The following is a 22,481-nucleotide window of genomic DNA, read 5'->3' on the forward strand; positions in this document are numbered from 1 at the left end:
GGGTCGCCGTCCACGAAGGCCGGTGACCGTAGTCGGGTTGAAGGGGTCAGCCCAGTGACGGTGGACCGACTGGTTCAGTGGTTAGCAGCTGACGCCAGGGTTGAAGTCGGCGAACATGCCAGCCGGGTTCTTGGCCCAGATCCAGGCGTGGGTGAGGTAGAACGCCGGGCCGGGGGGTGGGACCAGGATGTGCATGCGCATCCCGAGCACGGAAGGGGGCGTGGAGACCCCGGGCGGGTTGGAATCCGCGCTGCGCACGACCCATTCGACGGCGACCAGCTTCAGGCCGTCGGATGAGGGTGCGTAGACCAGCGCCTCGGGCTCCAGGGCGTCGACGGCGTTGTCGGCCATCAGTACGGCGTTGAAGTAGTGGTAGCCCATGGCCCCTGCGGTGGGGTGCGAGACGCAGCCGGCGACGATCCGGTTCTCGGAGCCGTTGACCCAGCCGAGCTCGTACCCGTCGGCCACAGCCTCCGCGACCCGCTGGTACTTGGCGGTGGCAGCCCGCACCTGGGCGAGCTGGGCCCCCATGCCCGCAGCGTGCGCCCCGTGCTCGTCGACGGGAGCGGTCTGGTCACCGACCGCGATGGTGGGGTGCACCGCCACCGCAGCCAGGACCGGGGCTGCCACGGCCAGAGCTAGCAGTGCCTTGCGGCGGTTCCGGCTGCGGTCCTTGGGTTCTTCGGCATCTCGCGCTCCTTGTCGTCGTGCGGGGCGGTGGATCGGGGAGGGCTCACCAACACATTGACGCCGCGAACACTGAGGCGTGGGGTTTGGGCACCGCACCGGCCAGCGTCGGGCAGCGGGTCGCTTGTGGGCCGTACGGGTCGACCTGGCGGGCGTGGGACCGCTGGCACCCGGACCTGGCGTCGTCCTTGGTGAAGGTGGCACGCGTCAATGCCTGCGTGGCGGGCGACAGATGCGCGGAGTGCTGGTCATCCGAAGTTGCCCGGCGGGAGACTAAACCCGGCGGCGCCCTCGATGCGTCGTTGAGGTAACAGACCCTTTGCGCCGCACCGCTGGTGCGGGCGAGGGGGCGGTCAGGAGGCCGGTGTGCGGGCGCGGGAGGAGGAGCGGTACGTGCGGTTCGTCGCTGAGCGGCACGCCGGCCTGTACCGCACGGCGTTCCTGCTGACCGGGAACCACCACACCGCGCAGGACGCGGTGCAGTCCACCCTGGTGAAGGTGTACCTGTCCTGGAAGCGGGTGCGCCGCGCGGACCGCCCGGTCGCGTACGTGCAGCGGATGCTGGCCAACGAGGTGGCCTCGATGCACCGCCGCCGCTCCGCGGGCGAGGTCCCCACCGAGCGCCCGCAGGACCTGCCCGGCGCGCGCGACCAGGCCGGACCCGAGGAGCGGCTGGTGGAGGCGCAGACCGTGTGGCAGGCGTTGGAGACGTTGAGTGAGCGGCAGCGGGCGGTGGTGGTGCTGCGCTACTACGCCGACCTGTCCGAGGCCGAGATCGCCGACACCCTCGGGATCGCGCCCGGTACCGTCAAGGCCCACGCCCATGCGGCGCTGGCCGCGCTCGGCACCACTTTGCGAGCGACGGACCCGTTCGCGCAGACCCGGGTGGAGGAGGCGACATGAGCACCGAGCGCCTGGTCCGCGAAGCCCTGGAGAACAGCGTCAAGGGCCTGCCCTGTCCCGAACCTAAGTTCGAGCAGCTCCTCGCAGCCGGCCGCGCGGCGCGGCGCCGCCGGGTGGCAACGGTCGCCTCGCTGGCCGCCGCGGCGGTACTGGTCCTGGTCCTGGCCGGGCTCACCTTCGCCTGGGTCGGGCGGGCGGGGACAGCCCTGGAGCCGGTGCCGGCCAACCCGACCACCAGCGCGACGATCGGGGCGCCGCCGTCCGAGTTGCAGCAGTGGATCGACGCCCTCCCGGCCGGGGCACCGCCAGCGACCCCGTACTGGCACGACGGAACCTTGTACGTCAACAGTGAGCAGATTCCCGCCCCGTACGCCGCGGTTAACCTCCGGGCCGCCGGTGACACCGTCCTGGTGGCCGGCTACGACAGCGAAGCCAAGGATGCTGGGCCGTCGCAGTGGGGGTTAGTCCGGGGAGGCCGGCTCGAACTGCTTCCGGTGCCGTCGGGTATTTTCGAGGCGGACCTGAGCGTCGACGGCCGCATCGCGTACTGGGTGACTCACGTGCCGGGCACCACGCGGTTCTTCACCTGGGACACCGAGACCAACACCGCCCTAGCTTCGCGCACAGTGAACGGTCGCCAAGTCGAGCTGTGGGGCATCGACGCCGCCGGGAACGGCTACTGGGCCCCGGAGGCCGACCCCGTCCCCTACAACACCCGGTGGGACATCCGCGCCAACACGGATACGGCGACCGACCTAACCTTCGGGCCCTGGGACCCGCCGGAGTCGTTTGAGGAGTTCATTCCGTGGATGCACAACGAGGACCCGTACCGTTCCCCGGACGGCACCAAGGTCGTCGTCACCGGTTCCGTCCCATCGGACTCACCGTCTGACTGCTGCTTGGACCAGCTGCGGGTGCGACCGGTGGGGCCGGACGCCTCGCTCGAACCCCAAGACGTCACCACGCTGTCCCTCTCCCAGGTGCTGCCCTCCTACAACTCGATCCACTTGGACGACTCGAACGGGTACTGGGTGTGGTGGGAGTCCAACGACTCCGTGCTGGTGAGCGTCGACGGCGATTCCCGCACCTACCTGGTGCGCTGCCCGGCCGACGGCGGGGACTGCCAACGCGTCGTAGACCTCGCCCCCCGGACCGACACCCCCCACCAGGCGGATGGCTCGTACTACCCCCACTGGGATGGCTGGGCGTTCGCCCGGGCGCCGGTATCGCAGTAGTCCTCCCGACATATCAACGCCGAAGAAGGCGACCCCACGGACTCACCCTCGGTATCCGCGCCAGATTTCAACATGCGTCAAGTAGCCGCCTGTCGGGACGACATGCTTCGGGCGACGATCGTGCGCGTCACCAGTCCGTTACACAACGTTCCTTTCGGTGAGGGCCTCCACGTGGAGCGCAGGGATTTCCTCCGCAAGCGCCCGTCGATCGGACTGTCACCTACGGGCCAAGGCCTCGACGATCTCGTCGATGGCTGACCTCCACGTGATGCGAAGCGCCATGGCGTACGTCTCAAGGTAAGCCGACGTGACGTCGCCGAAGGCGCGGGAGATCAGGTGGCCGCTCGACTCCGGATCAGGCGGCCTGAGGTACAGGAGCGTTCTGAGAATCGCGAGTCTGAGGGCGCCTTCTCCGAGGTGATCTGTGGAGGCCGCCGCGGACTCAGCGGCGTAAGAATCCAATTGCTTGATAGTGGCGAGATGTATGAGGGCAAGTCCGCACGTGGCGAGGCCAATCGGGTACGGCGTCCAGTGCAGCATTTCCGCTGCAGTCGCCCGTGCGGCTAGCCAATCGCAGATGACCTCCTGCCGGAAACGTGGTTCAGAGAGGCGAACCGAGGCCATCTCTGTCAGGGCCGACGCCGTCTGTCGAGGTTCCTGCGTGCGATCACCATGCGCATACGCGAAGAACCGCAGGATCGGCTCGCGCTTGAGCGAGTCGTTGGCGGCCGGGACCCAGTTTCCTAGTTCTATTAGAACTTGCGACTGAACGCGCCCGAGTTCGTCGTCCAATTGGTCGAGGAAGTTCGCGTGGTGCAGGAGCGCGTGCACCAGTTCATGCGCAGTGGTGAAGAGCCATTGCCCACGAACCAGCATGTCACCTTGCTGCCACGCCCCCCGCGACAGCGCGGTGACGTCCCGGAAGTCCTTCTGGGCGGCGTTGAAGATCTCCACGAAGGCGTTGGCTACGGCATTCCTGCCAGCCAGCGAGAGCCTCTCCGCCAGCACCATCCCCATGTACGCGGCTGCCAGCTCCTGCGGACAGGAGGGGATGACCATCGGCCGCGTCATGTCCTCGAAGATGTCGATTAGATGTTGATCGAGCACCACCGAGACCGCCTGTGACGTCCAGCGAGTATGCGGAAAGGCGCGAGACGTGCGGATAACCTCCGGGCGCGAGCGGACGGGAAGATCCGCGTCCAGGTGCTGACCTATGTGATTCCAAAGTGCGCTGACGCGAAATTCATTCTCGGTGTCCATCAATGGTTCGACGCCTGCGTAGCAATCGTCGCCGAACTCGATGGCCAGACGCTGCTTCAAATTCACTGAGACTCCGGGGCTACGACCCGTATGATCCGCTCAACCTCGTCAGCCGTGTACCCCCGCAACTCCCTTCCGTCGTGCACGACGACAAACCCCTTCCGTGCCTCCACGCGGGCATTCGCCCAGATTCGGAAGAAGGGCAGCGTCGCCGTGGATAGTGCAACGAGCACCTGCGCGACGGTCGCGCCGTCAAAGGGATGAACCATCTCGACGTCCTCGTCGCTGTGGATGCTCTGAACGAGAGCAGTCAGCTCCTGCGCGTCGCTAGCGGGCAGCCGGACGATCACATGGACAGTCATGGCTCGAGTGTGACATGGCGCCAGACGCACGTAGGCGTTACCCGCGCGGACCACCTGCCGCGGGCTGGGCCCGTTCGATAATCGCATCAGTGCGTTGGGACACATACCGGGGAACTCCCGCCCTTGGGGACACGATGAGCAGCCCCGGGGAGAAGCAAGACACAAGCCACTCTCCGCAGGCTTCACATGTCGAACATCGACGTGCGTCATAGCGCCGCCTATCGCCAACTTAGGGACGACACCGTCCAGCCTTGTCTCGGATTGTCCAGGCTCGTGCCGCCGCAATGGCACATCGTGGGTCGTCACTGTGGACGCGGCCGCAGAAGGAGCCGCGCTGCTGAAGTGCTCGCCGACCGAGGCGGTTCCTGACAGCGTGGGCTCCAGGCTGGGTTGCCTGGGGTCATCGGCGCCGACCGATGAGGTAGAAGCGGTGGACCGGCTCGCCCTCACTGGGCACGACACCGCGCTGGTACCACTCCAGGTCGGTCAGGCCGGCCGCCTCTGCAGCTGCGATGACGGTGGCTGGGTCGTGGTGGAGGAAGTCAAGATCGATCGGGATGTCCCATAGCTCGGCGACGTGCCTGATCGATGGACCGGCGAACAGACTGAGCACCAGGTGGCCGTCCGAGCGCAGCGGGCGAACGAGGGCGACGATTGCCTCGCGAAGCTCGGACGCGGCGAGGTGTAGGAGGGAGTACCACGCGAGCACCACGCCCCACCCATCCGCATCGACGGGGCGCATCAGGTGACGCAGGTCGCGCACCTCGAACGTGATGTCGCGATGGGCGCGCCGAGCTTGCGCAACCATCTCGGCACTCAGGTCCGATCCCACTACCCGAGCACCGTGGTCGCGCAGGTAGGCGCTGATCAGGCCGGGGCCGCAGCCGACATCTGCCACGGGGTGGCCGCCCGCCAGATCGACGACCCGCTCCAGGAGCCACCGCTCGAAGGGTGTGTCGTCGAGATCCGAGGCGAGCCTGGTCGCATAATCGCCGGCGAGCGAGTCGTATGCGGCGCTCACCTTGGCGTCACGAGCCTGCGACCCCTCGGCAAGGATGCTCTCCAGGTCGACCGCCTCGGAGGCCGCGTGCGCGTCCGAAGGCAGCTCCACCGGCCCGAGCAGGTGGATCCAGCGCGGGTCCTGCCGGCCGGGGAGCCGGGCGAGTTCCTGGACGAGCGGCTCCTCCCGGCAGGCGAGCCTGGTCAGGCAGTCCTCGACCGCAGCCCGGTCAGTGAACCTGTGCAGCCGCTCAGTGCGGGTCCTGAGCTCACCTGCGGATTGTGGGCCGCGCAGCAGCAGCACGGTGATGAGCGCACGCTCGCCGGGATCAAGACTGAGCGCCTCGTCCAGGAGCTGGTGGAACTTCAAAGTCCGCTGGCCGCGCCCGTCCCAGACCACCCGCACCAGCCCTTTCGCCTTGAGCGCGCGCGCACTGGACTCGACCGTCTGGTCGCCGTACTCAACGACCGGGTCCCGGCTGGTGCTCTGGTTGCACGCCGTGCGCAGCGAGTTGACGGTGAGGGGATAGCCGGTGGGCACGGTGACCTGCTTCTCCAGCAAGGCCCCGAGGACCCGCTGCTCGGTGGGCTCCAGGTGTGGCAGGGGCGGCATGCCTTCTCCTTCCGACCGTTAGCTCAGTGTCTTCTCGGCACGGCCGAGCGTGCCTCGGTGCTGCTAGTCATCGGGCGGGCTCTGGTTCGTCATCTCGCCTCGCCCCGGCGACGGTAGAAACCGACCTCCCACTCGATCCGTTCCTCGGCCCGGCCGAGGACCGGCGCCATCAGCCAGCCAGGCCGCCACGCCCAGACCCCCCGCTTCACACGCCGGATACCCCGACCGAGCACCGGCCCCATGACAGCCCAGCCGGGTCTCGAAACCGTCGGCCTCGTCGCTCACGCACTCAGCGTAGGCGTCAGGGCAAAGCGCCCACCCTGTCTTGAGTGCCTCCGTCACGCGCGCCCAAACGGTGCTGCAATTCGCGGCTGTCGACCTCCTCTCCTCCCAACGGCCTGCCGCCGATGACGAGCAGCCGCACAGTGCCCCCTTTCGCCGCGCATGACGAGTGTCCCTGCAAAACGGGGAACGAGCCAATGTACGCAGGGGTCAGCCCTTCATGCGGCGGGCGCTCACTTCGGATCCCGGTCCATACCGAGGGCGCGTCGGTCATCGTCGTCGAGGTACAGGCTCACCTGTCTGAGTCGTTCTGGAACCTCGACTTTGACGAGAACGAGTGGACCCGGGAAGTGCCCTGCGTGTGGCGCGGGCGGTGTCTCGCGACTCCGCGCGGAGAAGCGTGTGGAGAAGGGCAAGTTCGGCCGAACGCGAACGGCGCGCGGCTATAAGGCGATTGACTTTCGCTGTCACATCTGCAAATTGGTCCTTGAGACAGAGCAGCTGGTGGACGCCACCCCCGATTTTGAGAGTTGGGAAGAAGACCACACGTTGGACTTTTGGGGTCAGGATGTCGGACACGAAAAGAAGTAGGTCGATCAGCTCCCCTCCCGTCACCTTCCGAGAGTGCGTCATTTCGCCAGCCGACCTTGCTCACCGCGGCACATCCGGTATTCGCCAGGCCCCTTTCGGTGCTGAGCGTGGACCAGCCCAACCGTCGCGCGACCCTTGGCGGGAGGACCCACCCTCAAGGACGGGAGTTCGGGCTACTCCGGCAGTAGCTCGCTGAACAGCTCCACGTACTGGATGAGGTGCCGGTCACCGAGGAACTGGTCACGCACTCTCTTGCCGGCGGCATCACCCAGCCGCTGTGCGAGGTCGTCATCATCGAGCACGCCAGCGATCAGGTCCGTGAAGCCACCCAGGTCCGATGGGTCGGCCAGCATCAAGCCACTCTCCGCGTCGACGATCTGATCCTGGATGCCACCGACGGCGGTGGCGACGACGGGACGGTTCTTCCACATCGGCTCGGTCACCGTCAGCCCGAAGCCCTCGACGAGGCTCTTCTGCACCACGACAGTGGCGTGCCGCTGCAACGCGTTGACGAGGTGGGCGTTCTCGTCCACGTCGTCCATCGGCAACGACATCAAATGTACGCGTTGCCTCGCCTGAATCGGCAGCGCCTTCCAAAGGTCGACGCACTCGAAGAGCACCTCGGCACCCTCGGGGTCGTCGCTCACCCCCAACACATCGGGCCCCGCCAGGCAAAGGTGCGTATCGCTCGGCAGTCTGGACAGGTTGGTGGCGAAGGCGGTCAGAACCCCGGCCATGTCCTTGAGCCGGTCCCAACGGCTGACCTGTAGCACCACGCGCCCGTCCCTTGGCACCACGTCGCCGGCGACCACGAGGTTGCCATGGGCGCGCACCGTACCAGTGGAGCCGTCGCGCCGGCCGAAGGCGAGGCTGCCTTGCTCTGCGGGCCTGTCGACAAGGCCGGCGTAGCGCAGCGTCGCGTCGACATCGGCTGGTGGCAGCATGACGTTCTTGGTGCTGAACGGGTCCAGCGACGGAGGGATGATCCGCGAGCGTCGCCGATCAAGCCAGCGGGGACCGTAGGCTTCGCGGGAAAAGACGGTGGCCTCCGCCCGACTCACGTAGGGCCTCAAGAAGTCCCAACCCGCGTCGGTCAGTTCGGTCGGTGTGTCCCGGCCGATGTGACACCGCCACACAACATGCGCGCCTGCCGCACGTAGCCCATCCGCCATCCCTGCTGCCTGCGGGTCATGCAAGAGCACGATGTCCCCAGCCCGCACCAGGGACAACATGTTGTCCAGGTTGCCGGCGAGGACCGACTCGTACTCCGCTCGCTCCGCTTCACCCAGTGAGCCACCGTCACCAGGTGAGCCGTGCAGGAAGTTGTGCAGGCGCTTGGTGATCCGGAAGAACCTCGGGTTTCCGTCCAGGACCAGCCACCGGGCGTCGACCCCCGCCCCGCGGGAATAGGCCAACAGCGTCGTGAGCATCTCCGCGACCCCCCCACCGGAGGCCGTCGCGTTCACGTTCCACACGACCCGACCATCCAGGATGCGCCGTGCCAGCGCCACGTTGTTGTTGAGCCGCCCAGCACGCTCCGCGTCCAGAAGCCGTGCCAGCCGGTTCAGCGATACCGGGTCGATGCGAACCTCACGCATACCCCACTCTCCCACCTGAGAGCCCGGCCTGCTGTCGACGTCGCTCGAGTCGGAGGCGGGTCTGAGTTCCTACGGGTTGTCAAGCGGCGTTGAGCGGACCCGGGAGGCCACGGCGACGTCGTCACCTCTTCGCCACGCTAAGCGCCTATGACAGGCAGCCATTGGCATGGGCAGAACCTCGACGAAGCCGAGGACATGACGCTCAGCGCGGCGGCTGGCCAGCTCGACGTGCCGGAGATCGCTGACTGGTTGGCAGCCCGCCTAGGACCCGCGTCAAAGCCCCGCTTGGCGCAGTGTGACGCCAAAGGGGGTGCACTGCAGTCCGGGCGCGAAGCAGAATCCATGGCGCTGGCCCACGAGCCGGCGCGCGCCGCGAACTGCTCATCGACGGTGACCGGATCGCCTGCCACACGGCGCCCCACCCACCCGTCGGAGCGGGGCCCTGGAACGGTACTCAGCCGACAAGAGGTCCCTTGAAGGAGGGGTTGCCGCCCTCGTAGGACTTCTTCTCCCGGCCGCAGTGGGAGCACAGGTCGTACCCGCCGCCAGGCCCGCTCTTCTCCCGGTTCACGTGGTGCTCCCATTGGTGGAAACCGACCAGACACAGGACACGGCGCATGCTGCACCTCCAGCGCGACGAAGATCCCATCATCATCCACCGCCGTACAGCGACAGGCAATCCTCCGGTCATCGCCGGCGTCCGAGCCCCTCGTGGGCAACCCAACCCTGCGATCCGTCGGTAAACACCCCGCTCGACAGCTTCCCGGCCGTGACGCCGACACGAACTCGGCCAGTGATCCGATCCGTCCCTACCTTGAGGGACACCGAAGTGCGTCATTGCGCCGCGTCCGGGCGTCAGCGCCCCAACTCTCCTGCGCCATAGCCAGCGGCGGCTGCGAGGTGAAGCATGGAGAGATGACCGAGCACGAGGACTTCATTACTTGGGTGAACACTGTCCTTCTGGACGCCGAAGTGGCAGTGCACAACGGTGATGCATCCTTGCGACGCGCCATCTGGTCACGCAACGATCCCGTCACTGTGCTGGGCGCCTGGAGGAATGCCAACGGTCAGACAGAGCTCGATCAGCTGTTCGCCCACCTCGCCGACAACTTCTCGGATTGCACGTCCTACCAGTTCGAGCTCATGGCGGCGGAGGTGGTGGGCGACGTGGCCTATACCGCGGGCTTCGAGCACACGGCGGCGTCGGTCGACGGGGTGCCGCGCGCCTACTCCGTGCGGGCAACGCAGATCTATCGGCGAGAGCATGGACAGTGGAAGGTGGCGCACCGGCACGGGAGCGCACCACCTGACTGACCCAGGAGACGCGGAGGCGCTGCGCGTGTTACCTCCGCACGAAGACGCTCGGGTGCAGGAAGCCGAAGGCGAATGTTGCCTCGAACATGCCAACTGAACCATTGCCTGTCAGGGGCCACGGCGGGACGATGGAACGTCCCTTCGTGACGCTCCAGGTGGCACGCGGCACGTTGCCCGTCCCTGACGTTGGCCGCCTGACCTGATTCCGTCCGGATGTGGTGGGGTGCGGCCCGATGTGGGCGCTTGTTAGCGGGGGCGAGTGACTGAGGACTAAGGAGCGAGACGTGGCAGCAACCGGTTTGGCGGTCATCCGCCAGATGGTCGAGCGGACCAACGCCCACGACCTCGAGGGTATGTCGGCCTTGATGCATGAGGACTACCAGAGCGAACAGCCCTTTCATCCGGCCCGCGGCTTCGGCGGACGGGCGCAGATGAAGGCGAACTGGGGCGCAATCCTCACCGGCGTGCCCGACTTGCGCGCCGAGGTCCCTGCGTCGGTGCAGGACGGGGACATGGTGTGGAGCGAGTGGCACTGGTGGGGCACGACCGAGCAGGGTGAGCCGTTTGACCTGCGCGCGATCACCCAGTTCACGGTCCGGGACGGTCTCATCGTCCGTGGCCGGCTCTTCGCGGAGCTCGTCGAGCAGGGCGGAGCCGACATCAACGACGCCGTCGAGGCCGAGTCCGGCCACCGCCCACAACTGAAGGACTGAGCCGGCTCAACGAAGCCGGGTTCCTGGTCAAGCCTTGGCCGTCCCGCCAGGAGTCCACGACCATAGCCCCACCCAACGTTTCCGAGGGAAGCCGCGTGTTCGGCGGGACGCGGCCGGAGAGAGCCGACAAGATCAACGCGGATCGACGTGCGTCGCTACGCCGCCTGGCGACCAGGTTGCCCGTGCCCCGGTGCCGTCCAAGACGGCAATCATCTCGGGTGAGTCTCCGGCTTGGCCGGGGGTGAGCGTGAAGGACAGAACCCCGCGACCGGCGTCGATGGCGGCGTGGGTCTTGGTGCCCCAGCCGCCGCGGGAGCGTCCCAACGCGTGGTGATCCGGCTCTCCGGCAACGGAACCGACGCTGTCGCGCCGTGCCCCGGCGGCGTGGATGTGGGCGCGAGCAGTGGTCGAGTCCACCGACACCTGCCAGGACAGCTTCCCGGTGGCGTCGGCGGCCGCGCGCAGCGCGTCCTCGACCAGGGACCACACCCCGAAGACCTGCCAGCACGCGAACAGCGCACACACCCGCCACCACGGCCCGTACCGGCCCGGGACGTCCCGCCCACGGACACCCGGCTCGGGTGCGGTGACGGACACCGTCGACCAGAGCTACTCCGGGGGGCCCGCCTCATCCCGCGGACACGCCGTAACCCCACCAGTCACTTTCGTAACAGGTCCTAGAGGCTGGCGACGTTGAGGAGGGGTTCCTGGGTGGTGTCGGGGTCTCCGACCCAGTTGGTGGTGCCGGTGTCACGCAGGGCGGCGCGCACTTGTGCTGGGGTTGCCCCGGGGTGGGTGGACAGGAAGAGCGCCGCCGCGCCGGCGACGTGGGGGCTGGCCATCGAGGTGCCCGAGATGGACCGGTAACCGCCGCCGCGCCAGGTCGAGGTGACGCACACCCCTGGTGCGGTCAGGTCGACGTCCGGGCCGTAGTTGGAGAAGTTGGCGAAGGTGTCGTCGTAGCCGATTTGGCAGGTCGGGGTGCCCACACCGCCCGGCTGTCCGTCGAAGTCGGTGATCGCGGAGACGGTGATGACCTCCTCGTAGGTCGCCGGCACGAACCCCGCGGCGTTGGTGGCGGCGTTGCCTGCCGAGACCACGTAGGCCACTCCTGCCGAGGTGGAGCGGCAGATCGCCTCACGTAGGCCGTGGTCCGTGCACGACCCTTCACCGCCGGACCCACCCAGGCTCATGTTCGCCACCTCGATGGTGTCGGCGTGGGCCGTCACCCAGTCAATCCCGCAGATGATCGAGGACCACAACCCGCTACCGCCGGCGTCCAGGACGCGGACCGCCCACAGGCGGGCGCCGGGGGCCACACCGACCACACCAATGTTGTTGTCCTTGGCGGCGGCGGTGCCGGCCACGTGCGTGCCGTGCCCGTTGAGGTCGAGGTAGGAGTTGTTGCCCTGGATGCAGTTGACACCGCCGACGACGTTGAGGTCGCGGTGCTTGGGGTCGAGGCCGGTGTCCAGGACGGCGATGTCGACGTCGACGGCGCCCCGGCCGTCGCCAGCGACCGCTGAACTGTCGTCGGCCCCGACCCGGTCGATGCCTGGCGGGACGCTCTGCGCGCTCATCCGCACCACGCGGTCGGGCAGGACCGCGGCCACCCGCGGGTCCGCGCTCAGGCTGGTCGCGGCTGCTGGAGTCAGCGACGCCGCGTACCCGGTGAGGGCGTGCCGGTAGACATGGGTCACCGACGCCCCCCGCGACCGTTCGTGGTCTGCCGCGACAGCCCCAGGATCAGCGCTCGGGTGCACGGCGACGATGTACTTCGCGGTGGGGCCCGGTGCCGCGGCCGCGGTCAGGGCGGGGACGACACCACCCGACAAGGCCAGTGACGCGGCGAACGTGACGACGGCGATCCGGGTGCCTCTCACGGGTCCCTCCCCTTCCGCAGCCGACGCACGCCGGATGCCCCAGCAGTAGCGTAGACCCTGTGACGCACGCCACACTACGGGCAGCCGACCCCTACGGCGGCCCACCTGGGCTGCATTGACGGTGGGCCGGCCCGGACCGAAAAGGGGTAGGTCAGTGAAGGTCTCACAACGTCTCGCAGCAGCGGTCGCCGCCGCCCTGACCATGGTCGCGATCACCGGCACGCCGGCGCTCGCGGCCCCACCGAGCAACGACGTCTACGGCGGGGCTGAGGTCATCGCGGCCGTCCCGTTCAGCACCTCGCTCGACACCAACGAAGCGACCACCGACGCCGACGACGCCGAGATGAACGCCACCTGCGGCGCACCGGCCATGGACGCCAGCGTCTGGTACACCTTCACCTCAGCCACCGACCAGGCCTATTTGGCCGACGCCTCGGCATCCAACTACAGCGCAGGCGTGTTCGTGGCCGTCGGCGCCCCGGGAAGCTTCGAGGTCCTGGCCTGCGGGCCCGGTGGCGCCGCCTGGGAGGCGACGGCCGGCCAGACGTACTCCATCCTGGTCATCGACGACCAGGACGACGGTGGGGGCAACGGCGGCCTGATGGAGCTGACCGTCGGCGTGGCGCCCCCGCCGCCCGCGCTCGACGTCACGGTCAACCCGACCGCCCAGTTCGACTCCAAGACCGGATCGGCCATCCTGTCCGGGACCATCACCTGCGGGGCCGACGCCGAGTTCGCCTTCCTCGAGGCCCAGCTCACCCAGCGCGTCGGACGACTGCTCATCCGCGGCTTCGGCGGCACCGAAGTCACCTGCGACGGCACCACCCGACCGTGGACCATCGAGGTGCTCGGCGACAACGGGCTCTTCAAGGGCGGCAAGTCCGCCAGCGCGACCTTCGCCGCGGCCTGCGGCGCGGCCTTCTGTTCGGAGTACTTCAACGAGTCCACCATCCAGCTCAAAGGCAAGCGGTGAGAGCCACGGTCTACTGCTGACCCACCACCACCGGATGGTTCGCCAAAGGTAGGCGGCCCCGGGGATCCTGTCGAGACTCTCGGGGCTGGATCCTCGAGCGAGAGGTAGGACGTCACCGGCCGAGGCGCTCGAGCACATCGGCGTAGCGAACACGGGCCGCGGCGGACAGTTCCCTCACCCGGTCCTGGTGAACACGACGAGCGGCAGCGTCGCGGATTGCGCGCACGGTTGCCTCCTGCTTGCGGACGACGTTGCCCAACGGTTCCAGGGAGACCAGCGCGAGCCCCGCCCCGGTCCCATGACCGCTCCAACCTGCAAGCGGGTGCCCCTGCGGTCGGGTTGTGTGCGCCGTCGTAACCGGCGCGTGTGCCGGCGGGTACAGACGGCAATCGTCTCGGGCGGCAGAACTGGATAGTCCGATTCGTCGGGAGTCTCTCCCGTGGGCTGCCGTCCTCGGCGGTGCGAGCAAAGGAGTATCCGATGTGGTTCTGGATCGCTGGGATGGCCGCTTTCCTGATCGTCTTCCTGCTGACCAAGGGGGTAGCCTCCCGCCGGGGAGCCTTCCCCAAGGTGCGCACGGAGAGGTTGACCGGTTCGGGCGCGGTACTGATCCTCGGCCTCGCGCTCGCCGCCTGCACCGGCTCGGGGCAGGGTGCAGACCCGAGCGGGACCATCTCGTCGGCGACCGCGCCTTCGCTGTCTCCGGCGGAGTCCTCTACCGGTCTGCCATGGCCAGCGGCGCCGACCTCCGCGCTGCTGCCCGAGCGAGCCACAACGATGCTCGCCGAGATGCAGCGCTGGGTTGACAAGGAGTTCATGCCCGGCGCGACGGCAGCCGTGGTCTCACCCGACGGAGTGTGGACCGCGGCCGTCGGCGTCGACGGGCAGGGGGCCCGGCTGCAGTCCGCCTCGGGCATGTCGCTGGGCCAGGTGACCCAGACGTTCGTGGCATCGCAGGCGCTGCTGCTGGCCGAGCAGGGCAAGCTCGACCTGGACGCCCCTGCCTCGAGGTACGTGCCCGTGCCGCAGCTGGCCAACGGCGCCACCACCCGCCAACTGCTGGGCCACCGCGCCGGGATCCCCGACCCCGGGCAGGAGCCGTACGCGACGGTGTTCACCGCCCCCGAGGCCCATTGGTCGACCGAACAGTTCCTCGCGCCGGTGCCGAAGGCGACCGCGTCGCCGGGCGAGAAGTTCTACGAGGACACCACCAACTACGTCCTGGCCGGGCTCGTCGTCGAGAAGGCCTCCGGGCGGAGCATCGCCACCGCGATCGACGCCGACCTGTGGACGCCGCTGGGCCTGGAACGGCTGGCCTACCAGGACGAGCAGGCCCTGCCCGAGCCGATCGCCGCTCCCGGCCAGGACGAGGGCCTACCGCAGGGGCAGACCGGCCGGCCCTACCTGCCCTTCCGCTCCATTGCCAGCGCCATTGCCGCGTCCCACGGCGCCGCTGGCGACGCGGCATCGGTGGCCCGGTGGGGGTACGCGCTCTATGGCGGGCAGGTGCTCACCCCGGACAGCGTCGCCCAGCTGACCGACTTCGACCAGGACGTCGGCCCCGGGTACGGCTTGGCCACCATCGACTTCACCCAGCCCTACTGGTTCAAGTGGCACATCGAGGGCCACGGTATGCGAGGTTCGCTCGTCGGCTACCGCAGCGTCCTGGCCGTGTACCCCGAGCACCACCTCAGCGTCGCGATCCTCACCCCCTCCGCAGTCGACGTCCTTCCCTACGTGCGCTACATCGTCAACGCCGGACGCCTCTTGGAATGAGGAGCCAGATCAGCAGTGGAGGGCGGTGCACACCACAAGGATCACGACGGGAGGGTCGACAACCGTCTGTGGAAGCACATCAAGCCGCCCGGATCCGCCAGCACAAGGGCACTTGATGGGGTGCGTCACCCACGCCGGCGGCCCTCTTCCTGATGGGCGGTATCGACGGCGCCTCGGGCCGTGTTCTATCGACTTCTGAACCAGCGGATGGCCGAGGCGGTGCCGATCATGCCTGGCCACAGCCACCAGCCGAAAAGCGGGAAGAGGAAGGTGTCGAGCTGGAGGGTGGGGACGATGTGGGTGATGGTGGTGAGTGCGCCGGCTGCGGCGATGGTGAAGCCGGCCCAGCAGACCCAGCGGGTGATCAGTTGGCATCGCAGCGCCAGCCATGAGTAGGTGGCGATCAGTGCCATGCAGGGAACCAGGATGGTGAGGGTGTAGAGCCACTCGGCCACGGCGGTCACCTGGTAGAGGGTGGCGACCGTCTCGTCGGTGGCTCCAGCGAGCTGCTCGGGCCGGGCGAAGAGGGACGAGACCGCGGTGAGGAACAGGCTCTGCGTCGCGATGACCCCGGCCAGGCACACCATCACGGGGGGCCCGATCGAGGCGGGTCGTGCCTGACGCACCTGTTGGGCCAGGATGGCCACGAAGATGACCAGGAGCATGATCGTGGCCAGGGCTGCCAGCGTGTTGACCTGAATCGTGCCGGCGTTGTCGATGGCGAAGCGGCGGACGACGGTGGCCGTCGCGGTGCCGGGGTCGGGTGCCGACTCCGGTGCGAAGGTGGCGAGGCTGGCCAGGAACATCGCCAGGCCGAGCAGTGCTGCGTGGCCGGTCAGCCGGCGCTCACGTGCGGGGCTGTCCCGCAGCGTGAGAGTGGGTCGTGGGGTCGTTGTCATCGTCTTCCTCCTGGTGCAGGGGTGTCAGCCCACCGTGCTCCCCACCGGTGCCGCAGTGCGTCCACCCTGGGTCGCGATGCGGTCAGCCTCAGGTCGCGGCCACGGTGGGACCTCTACACCTGGTCCTTGCGCGTGGGTACCGTCGTTGGGATGAACCGTTGGCATGCTGTCCGTCCCACGCGGGCCGAGTCCGTGCTGGCGGTGGTGCTCCTGTGCGTGGCGCTGGCCGAGGCGGTGTTCTCCGACGAGCAACCGGCTCCCACGCTGGTTCGCGTGACTGCTGCGGTGGTGCCCCCGGTCGCGGTCGCGTTCAGCCGGACGTGGCCCGAAGGCGCCGCAGCTGCCGTGGTGGCCGTATTCCTGCTGGACTCCATGACACCGTCGCCGGCCGGGACGCTTGGCGCCGGATTCGCCTGGCTGGCCGTGGTGTTCGCCGTGGCGGCGTGGTCGCGTCAGCCCGGGCCGTGGCTGCTGGCGCTCGTGGTCGCCGGCACGATGCGTGACCTTCGCGCCGCCGACTTCGAGGCCTCGGACGTGGTCATCGACTGGGCCTTCTTCGCTGCTGCGGCCGGTGTCGGTCACCTCGTACGTCGCCGCACGGCGCAGGCCGAGATGCTGGCCACCCGACTCGAGATCGCCGACGCCGAGCGTGAGGCCGAGACCGCGCAGGCGGTCACCCGCGAGCGAGCCGCCATCGCCCGGGAGCTGCACGACGTCGTGGCGCACGCTGTGAGCCTGATGGTCGTGCAGGCCGGCACGGCACGGCCCATGGCTGAGCGGATCGACCGCGAGCTCGCCGGCGTCCTGGAGACCATCGAGAACACCGGACGCGAGGCCCTCACCGAGCTGCGCCGCCTCCTCCACGTCCTGAGGACCACGGACGAGGCCGACGTGGCGCCTCTGCCGGACCTGCACCGAGTCACCGAGCTCGTCGACGGCATCCGCCGTGCGGGTGTACCAGTTCGCAGTGCCCTCGTCATCCCCCCCGATGTTCCCGCCGGCGTCGCCCTGTGCGCGTACCGCACCGTCCAGGAGGGGCTGACCAACGCGATGCGCCACTCGGACGGGTCCCCGATCGATGTGGAGGTGAGCAGCGACTCGCGGACCTTGAGGGTGCGGGTCCGAAGCCGCGGCGGCGCCGCTACGACAGAGGCGCTCGGGACCGGAACGGGCCTGATCGGTCTGCGCGAACGGGTGCTGCTGTGCGGCGGGCGCCTGAGCGCCGGCCCCGATGCCTGCGGGTACCTGCTCGATGTCACCCTGCCGCTGTCCGCGGGCTCGCACGTGACGGATGACCCGCGAACACCCCCCATTGGCGCGCCCTCATGATTCGGGTCCTGCTCGTCGACGACCAGCACCTGGTCCGCGAGGGCATCGCCCGTCTGCTGCGTGACGTGCCCGACATCGAGGTCGTCGGCGAAGCTGCCGATGGCCCCTCAGCGGTGGAACAGTCCCTGGCTACCCTGCCCGACCTGGTCCTGATGGACGTGCGCATGCCAGGAATGGATGGCGTGGACGCCACCGCGCACATCGTCCACGACCGGCCCGACGCGCGAGTCCTGATCCTGACGACCTTCGACCTCGACGAAGCCGTCCACCGCGCTCTGCAGGCAGGGGCCAGCGGCTTCTTGCTCAAGGACACCCCCTATGACCAGCTCTTGCATGCCATCCGAGTCGTCGCGGCCGGCGACTGCGTCCTGGCACCGTCGGTCACCCGCCGGCTGATCGAGCACTTCGCCCCGCAACCCACGCCGACGTCGTCGGAGGCCGCCCTCCTCGATCGGCTCACCAACCGCGAACACCAGGTCCTGCAACTCATCGCGCAGGGACTGTCGAACGCCGAGATCGGACGAGTCATCTTCCTGAGCGAAGCCACCATCAAGACCCACGTCGGGCGGGTCCTGAGCAAGCTCGGCTGCAGAGACAGAGTCCAAGCCGCCATCTTCGCCATGCGCACCGGCCTCGCAGACCGAGCCTGAGGCCGCCCGCCCGTGCAACCGCCCTGACAACACGAACGAGGCCCGGGGTGTGGTGGCATCCGCCGGCCGACACACGGTGAGGACCTCTCGCCGAGCTGGCCTCAAACCGACCGCAGACTTCACGATGGGTCACTTCGCGCGAGATGCTCTCGCGGGGTGCTGTCGCACGGGCGCGCGGTAGTTCGGCTCGCCGCGTCTTCAGACCCGCGGCCACTGCCTGCGACATGATCTGCCCAGACAGGGTCAGCGGTGCCGGGAAGGCCGTGCCGGCAAGTGCTCGACGACGACTCGCCCCGGTTTCCAGGTGATCCCGGCGATCGAGCGCAGCGGCGCATACGGGTCGACTGCCTGCTCCCAGGCGACCGCCAGGCTGGCCGAGATCTCCGCTGCTCGGTCCGGGCAGGCCCGAGCAGCCAACCGGCGCAACTCGTCGACGTCGGTGAGCTTGGCCGTGACCCTCCACGTGGCCGTCCCGTGATCGACGGACTCGGACGTGGCCTCGCTCTCCACCGACAGGATCCGCAGCGCGCCGGCGTCGAGCGCCTCCTCCAGTCCATCGGTGGGCCAGATCAGCCAGGCCAGTGCGTCGAAGACATCATCGCCGGGCACCGCATCCGGTGCCTCAGGCTCGACGTCCTCGACGCCCAGGTCAGCGCCCGGGAGAGTGATGACGAAGCCCTCGTTCGCCCGCGCCGCGGCGTGCAGTGCGGAAGCATCGGTGATGGCCACTTCCGCGGTGGCGGTCAGGGCCCACACCTGGCGGTTCCTCCCGCGTTGGGGCCGCTCGGGCAGAGCCTTCGGCTCCTGCGGCTCGCGGTCGGGCAGCTCGAAGAGGCCAAGCTGGTCGGCATCCATGTCCACCGATCCTATGGCCCGTCAGCCCACTGGTGAGCCACACCGAACCCACGTGATGGGCGGCCGCTTGGAGAGATTCCCACCGATCACCGGACCGAGCCCGGCCGGACGCCGGCTCTGCCGACAATGCTCCAGAAGCCGCCAGTCGACCCTCCGCGCGACGGCACCAGGCATGGGTGCGATGGCGGGGTTCGCGCTGGTCCCCGATCCCCGGTGGGCCACCTCACGGGGCAACCGCTTGGTTCACAGGTGCTCCGATGCGCTTCGGCGCCCGCGTCGCCCCGGCTTGAGGAACGTCACACGGATGCGGGGGCACGCGGCGGTACAGTCAAGCAGGGCTGCGGTTGTCGGCTCAGCGGGGCCCCCGCCGTCCGGGGAGGCGCTATGGACGCCACGACCAGAATGCGCGTCGACCCCTCAACCCGATGGAAGCTGCGCCGGTTCGAGCGGGTCCTGAACCATCACACCGGCACGTTGACCAAGCGGTTCGGCGCTTCCGAGGCCGACAGAATGCGACGAGAGATCCTCGCGGAGTACCGCCCCCTGATTCCGCAGGTCCCCTACGTGGGCGGACGCCGCAACCGGTACACCCCAGCCCTCGCGATGTCTGCGTGGGCTCTGGCGATCTATCGGGTGCTGCTGAGCCACGGTGGATCGGTGCAGGACGCCGGCGAGATCCTGCACAACTACGCCCAAGCCACCTATGGGCGCATCCCGGGGCCGCTGCGCGCCCGGATGCTCAGCCCGCGGATGAAGCGAGCAGAAAAGCAGGCGAGGTGGACCCAGCAGCGGCGCTACCCCGGCGACTGGCTCAACAAGGTTCTCCAGGGCGACGGCCGAACCTACGACTGGGGAATCGACATCACGCAGTGCGGCATCGTGAAGTTCCTGCACGCGCAAGGAGCTGACGAGCTCGCCCCCTATCTGTGCGACCTCGACTATGTGATGGCCGAGGCCGCACACGTCGGCCTGACCCGCACCAAGACCCTCGCCTGGGGCTGCGACTGCTGCGACTTCCGCTGGACCATCCCCGGAGACACCAAAGCCGCGTGGCCACCCACTTTCGTGGAACAGAGCTGCGGCCTGACCACGAACGCGGTGGCCCAGATACCGAACGCCCCGCTGTGAACGGTGACAGGTCGCCGGTACTGCCACATCAGCCGCCATGTCTGCCCTCGCCACGAGGGGGCGTGACCATGGTGCACGAAGTCAAGGCCACAGCGTCGTCCTCAACTCCGAGGACAACCAGCTCGGCCTCTGCAGCGACCAGGTCCTTGACGTCGCGGCGGAGCCGACCGTGAAGGGATCAGGGCATCACCGAACCTGACACCGAGTCAGGCAACGCCGTCGACCGACTGCTCCGCCCGCTTCTCCCGGGTGTCGACGAGGCAGCACGCACTCAGCGATTGCCGACGAGGACCGCCGGGGCGGGTGTCTCCAAGGCGTGTGTCTTGACGGTCCGCAGGCCGGGGGGCGATGCTGAGGGGCGCGATCCTGGGGGTTCGAGATGGGTGCTTGGAGGCGGACGATGAGGCGATCACGGACGATGGGTGGCACCTTCGTGGTCGTCGCCCTGTTGGTGGCTGGGGCCGTGCCCGCCGCCGCCGATTCGAACAACAACAACTCCGCCAAGCTCCGTCGGGCCGTCACGGTTGCCGGGATCGTGGAGCATCAGCAGGCCTTCCAGGCGATCGCCGATGCCGAAGCCGGGAATCGCCTGTCCGGCTCACCGGGCTACGACGGCTCGGCCGACTACGTCGCCGAGCGCGCCGCGGCTGCCGGGTTCGACGTCGAGGTGCGCGAGTTCGACTACGCCCTGGGCTTCCTCGCCGACTATGAGGCCCCGGTGCTGCGCATCGAGGGTGGCACCGAGTTCATCGGCGGGATCGCCGGGGCCAGCCTCGGCGGGGACTTTGGCTCGATGTTCAAATCCACGCCCTACAGCGTCGACGTCACGGCGCCGGTGTGGGCGATCGATCTGGCGCTTCCGGCGACCGGCCCACCCAACACGAGTACGAGCGGCTGCCAGGATGCCGACTACGCCGGTATGCCACCGGGTGCGATCATCATCGTCCAACGAGGTACCTGCACCTTCGCCGACAAGTTCCTTCGGGCTGACGCCGCTGGTGCCGCAGCGATGGTGTTCATCAACGAGGGGCAGCCGGGGCGGACCGAGCCGTTGTGGTTCAACTTCGACGGCATCAACATCCCGACGTTCGCAGCGACGGTGGAGACCGGGACGGCACTGGCCAACGGTGTGCTCTCCGGGGAGACCGGGGTCACCGCTCGGTTCAAGATCGACTGGCGCCCGGGCAACTACACGACCAGCAACGTCATTGCCGAGACCACCGGCGGCGACCCCGACAACGTGATCGTGGTCGGTGCTCACCTCGACTCGGTGGGCGTCGGGGCGGGAATCAACGACAACGGGTCGGGATCGGCGACGATCCTGGAGATCGCCGAGCAGTTGACGAAGGTGACGCCGCGGAACAAGGTCCGCTTCATCTGGTTCGGCGCCGAGGAATCCGGGTTGCTCGGGTCCGAGGCGTACGTGGCAGGCTTGTCGGCCCAGGAACGGTCACAGATCGCTGCCATGTTGAACTTCGACATGGTCGGGTCGCCGAACTTCGTGCGCTTCGTCTACGACGGTGACCTTTCCGACTCCTCCCCGCCGCCAAGCGGTGCCCCGCCGGGTTCGGACGCGATCGAGACGTTGTTCCTCGAATACTTCGCCAGCCAGGGTCTGGCCACCGAGCCGACCGCGTTCGACGGGCGATCGGACTACGGGCCGTTCATCGAGGCCGGCATTCCCGCGGGGGGGTTGTTCACCGGGGCCGAGGGCATCAAGTCGGCAGAGCAGGCCGCCACCTATGGCGGTGAGGCCGGCGAACAGTACGACCCCTGCTACCACCTTGCCTGCGATGACATCGACAACCTCAGCGTCGCGGCCCTGGACCAGATGAGCGACGCCGCCGCGCACGCCACCATCTCCCTCGCCCAGAGCACCCAGGCGATCAACGGCCAGCGGGGCAAGGGTAACTTCAACGTCAAGGACGCCGCACCCCCGACACCGATCGCGATCACCTCGCGAAGCTGAATCACAGAGCGGAACCCCCGCCGTCCGAAGGTCGGCACTCGATCCCGGGCCTTGCGAAGACAGCAGGACCAGCAGGTCGCCCAGAGCCTCACCGTCCGCCACGGCGCCTTGGCCCACCCGCGGCACCAACGTCCTAGGCGAATCCGAGGCCGCTGCGGTTCGGGTCGAGGACTACGCGGAGCCGCCGCGGGGGCACCGCGTACTGCGGCTGCTCGGCAAGGCACCAAGCCGGCCATGATGCCGGTCACCGTCCCCGTCCTCCGCGTGCTCGGGGCCTGCCGCGGTGAGCGGACCCAGGGGCCACTCAGCGCCCCGATGCCCGACCAGTAGCACCCGCTCGCCGGGAGCGACCGACCCCACCACCCAGGCGTGAGAAGCCCTGTCGTGCGCCCACCGTGCCGGGCACGAACCGTCCCGTTCGTCACCTGTCCGTCCACGTGGGGAAGGCGGATTCGCACCCAT

Annotated in this window: 19 protein-coding genes; 10 read left to right on the forward strand and 9 right to left on the reverse strand. The window is 68.5% G+C overall.

Going from position 1 to position 22,481, the window contains the following annotated elements:
• Positions 1–81: 81 nt before the first annotated feature.
• On the reverse strand, positions 82–630 hold the full coding sequence (locus ABD899_RS02675; RefSeq protein ID WP_345201986.1) for a hypothetical protein: 549 nt from the start codon (positions 628–630) through the stop codon (positions 82–84).
• A gap of 423 nt (positions 631–1,053) precedes the next feature.
• Here ABD899_RS02675 and ABD899_RS02680 point away from each other — a divergent pair, with 423 nt between their 5' ends.
• Positions 1,054–1,590 (forward strand): SigE family RNA polymerase sigma factor, encoded by a 537-nt coding sequence (locus ABD899_RS02680; RefSeq protein ID WP_345201990.1) that lies wholly within the window; start codon positions 1,054–1,056, stop codon positions 1,588–1,590.
• Positions 1,587–2,825: a hypothetical protein gene (locus ABD899_RS02685; protein ID WP_345201991.1), complete on the forward strand. Its 1,239-nt coding sequence runs from the start codon at positions 1,587–1,589 to the stop codon at positions 2,823–2,825. Before ABD899_RS02680 ends, ABD899_RS02685 begins: the two co-directional genes overlap by 4 nt.
• A 216-nt stretch (positions 2,826–3,041) precedes the next feature.
• Here ABD899_RS02685 and ABD899_RS02690 read toward each other — a convergent pair whose 3' ends face one another.
• The 4 genes from ABD899_RS02690 to ABD899_RS02705 form a co-directional block, all read right to left on the reverse strand.
• Positions 3,042–4,151 carry a hypothetical protein gene (locus ABD899_RS02690; protein ID WP_345201994.1) on the reverse strand — a complete coding sequence of 370 codons (1,110 nt, stop codon included), beginning with the start codon at positions 4,149–4,151 and terminating at the stop codon, positions 3,042–3,044.
• Positions 4,148–4,447: a hypothetical protein gene (locus ABD899_RS02695; RefSeq protein WP_345201996.1), complete on the reverse strand. Its 300-nt coding sequence runs from the start codon at positions 4,445–4,447 to the stop codon at positions 4,148–4,150. The genes ABD899_RS02690 and ABD899_RS02695 overlap by 4 nt, the downstream gene beginning before the upstream one ends.
• Positions 4,448–4,847: 400 nt before the next feature.
• A complete protein-coding gene (locus ABD899_RS02700; RefSeq protein WP_345201998.1) occupies positions 4,848–6,059 on the reverse strand; it encodes a DUF480 domain-containing protein in 1,212 nt (403 codons plus the stop codon).
• A gap of 1,046 nt (positions 6,060–7,105) precedes the next feature.
• Entirely contained in the window at positions 7,106–8,530 is a 1,425-nt protein-coding gene (locus tag ABD899_RS02705) for a glycosyltransferase (protein ID WP_345202001.1), read from the reverse strand.
• Between the two features lie 915 nt (positions 8,531–9,445).
• Between ABD899_RS02705 and ABD899_RS02710 the strand changes: the two genes are divergently transcribed.
• Positions 9,446–9,844 carry a nuclear transport factor 2 family protein gene (locus ABD899_RS02710; protein WP_345202004.1) on the forward strand — a complete coding sequence of 133 codons (399 nt, stop codon included), beginning with the start codon at positions 9,446–9,448 and terminating at the stop codon, positions 9,842–9,844.
• 284 nt (positions 9,845–10,128) lie between these two features.
• On the forward strand, positions 10,129–10,557 hold the full coding sequence (locus ABD899_RS02715; RefSeq protein ID WP_345202006.1) for a nuclear transport factor 2 family protein: 429 nt from the start codon (positions 10,129–10,131) through the stop codon (positions 10,555–10,557).
• Between the two features lie 132 nt (positions 10,558–10,689).
• On the opposite strand, the gene ABD899_RS02720 is transcribed toward ABD899_RS02715, so the two are convergent.
• Together ABD899_RS02720 and ABD899_RS02725 are read right to left on the reverse strand one after the other, a co-directional pair.
• The gene (locus ABD899_RS02720; RefSeq protein WP_345202007.1) at positions 10,690–11,082 is read right to left on the reverse strand and encodes a hypothetical protein; all 393 of its coding nucleotides are present in this window, start codon (positions 11,080–11,082) and stop codon (positions 10,690–10,692) included.
• Positions 11,083–11,234: 152 nt separating this feature from the next.
• The gene (locus ABD899_RS02725; protein WP_345202009.1) at positions 11,235–12,440 is read right to left on the reverse strand and encodes a S8 family serine peptidase; all 1,206 of its coding nucleotides are present in this window, start codon (positions 12,438–12,440) and stop codon (positions 11,235–11,237) included.
• Between the two features lie 154 nt (positions 12,441–12,594).
• Here ABD899_RS02725 and ABD899_RS02730 point away from each other — a divergent pair, with 154 nt between their 5' ends.
• Together ABD899_RS02730 and ABD899_RS02735 are read left to right on the forward strand one after the other, a co-directional pair.
• Positions 12,595–13,413 (forward strand): DUF6299 family protein, encoded by an 819-nt coding sequence (locus tag ABD899_RS02730; protein WP_345202011.1) that lies wholly within the window; start codon positions 12,595–12,597, stop codon positions 13,411–13,413.
• A 480-nt stretch (positions 13,414–13,893) separates the two neighbouring features.
• Positions 13,894–15,189 carry a serine hydrolase domain-containing protein gene (locus ABD899_RS02735; protein WP_345202014.1) on the forward strand — a complete coding sequence of 432 codons (1,296 nt, stop codon included), beginning with the start codon at positions 13,894–13,896 and terminating at the stop codon, positions 15,187–15,189.
• A gap of 185 nt (positions 15,190–15,374) precedes the next feature.
• Here the strand turns inward: ABD899_RS02735 and ABD899_RS02740 are convergent, their stop codons facing one another.
• Positions 15,375–16,088: a hypothetical protein gene (locus ABD899_RS02740; protein WP_345202016.1), complete on the reverse strand. Its 714-nt coding sequence runs from the start codon at positions 16,086–16,088 to the stop codon at positions 15,375–15,377.
• 150 nt (positions 16,089–16,238) lie between these two features.
• On the opposite strand from ABD899_RS02740, the gene ABD899_RS02745 reads away from it, so the two are divergent.
• Entirely contained in the window at positions 16,239–17,417 is a 1,179-nt protein-coding gene (locus ABD899_RS02745; RefSeq protein ID WP_345202018.1) for a sensor histidine kinase, read from the forward strand.
• The gene (locus tag ABD899_RS02750) at positions 17,414–18,067 is read left to right on the forward strand and encodes a response regulator (RefSeq protein ID WP_345202021.1); all 654 of its coding nucleotides are present in this window, start codon (positions 17,414–17,416) and stop codon (positions 18,065–18,067) included. The genes ABD899_RS02745 and ABD899_RS02750 overlap by 4 nt, the downstream gene beginning before the upstream one ends.
• Before the next feature lie 243 nt (positions 18,068–18,310).
• Here ABD899_RS02750 and ABD899_RS02755 read toward each other — a convergent pair whose 3' ends face one another.
• The gene (locus ABD899_RS02755; RefSeq protein ID WP_345202022.1) at positions 18,311–18,922 is read right to left on the reverse strand and encodes a hypothetical protein; all 612 of its coding nucleotides are present in this window, start codon (positions 18,920–18,922) and stop codon (positions 18,311–18,313) included.
• A gap of 384 nt (positions 18,923–19,306) precedes the next feature.
• Here ABD899_RS02755 and ABD899_RS02760 point away from each other — a divergent pair, with 384 nt between their 5' ends.
• Both ABD899_RS02760 and ABD899_RS02765 read left to right on the forward strand, forming a co-directional pair.
• Positions 19,307–20,050, forward strand: a complete 744-nt coding sequence (locus ABD899_RS02760) for an L-2-amino-thiazoline-4-carboxylic acid hydrolase (protein WP_345202025.1) — start codon at positions 19,307–19,309, stop codon at positions 20,048–20,050.
• Positions 20,051–20,468: 418 nt separating this feature from the next.
• Entirely contained in the window at positions 20,469–22,019 is a 1,551-nt protein-coding gene (locus ABD899_RS02765; protein ID WP_345202028.1) for a M20/M25/M40 family metallo-hydrolase, read from the forward strand.
• Positions 22,020–22,481: the final 462 nt, after the last annotated feature.

This window comes from Fodinibacter luteus, assembly GCF_039541575.1.
Classification (GTDB): domain Bacteria; phylum Actinomycetota; class Actinomycetes; order Actinomycetales; family Dermatophilaceae; genus Fodinibacter; species Fodinibacter luteus.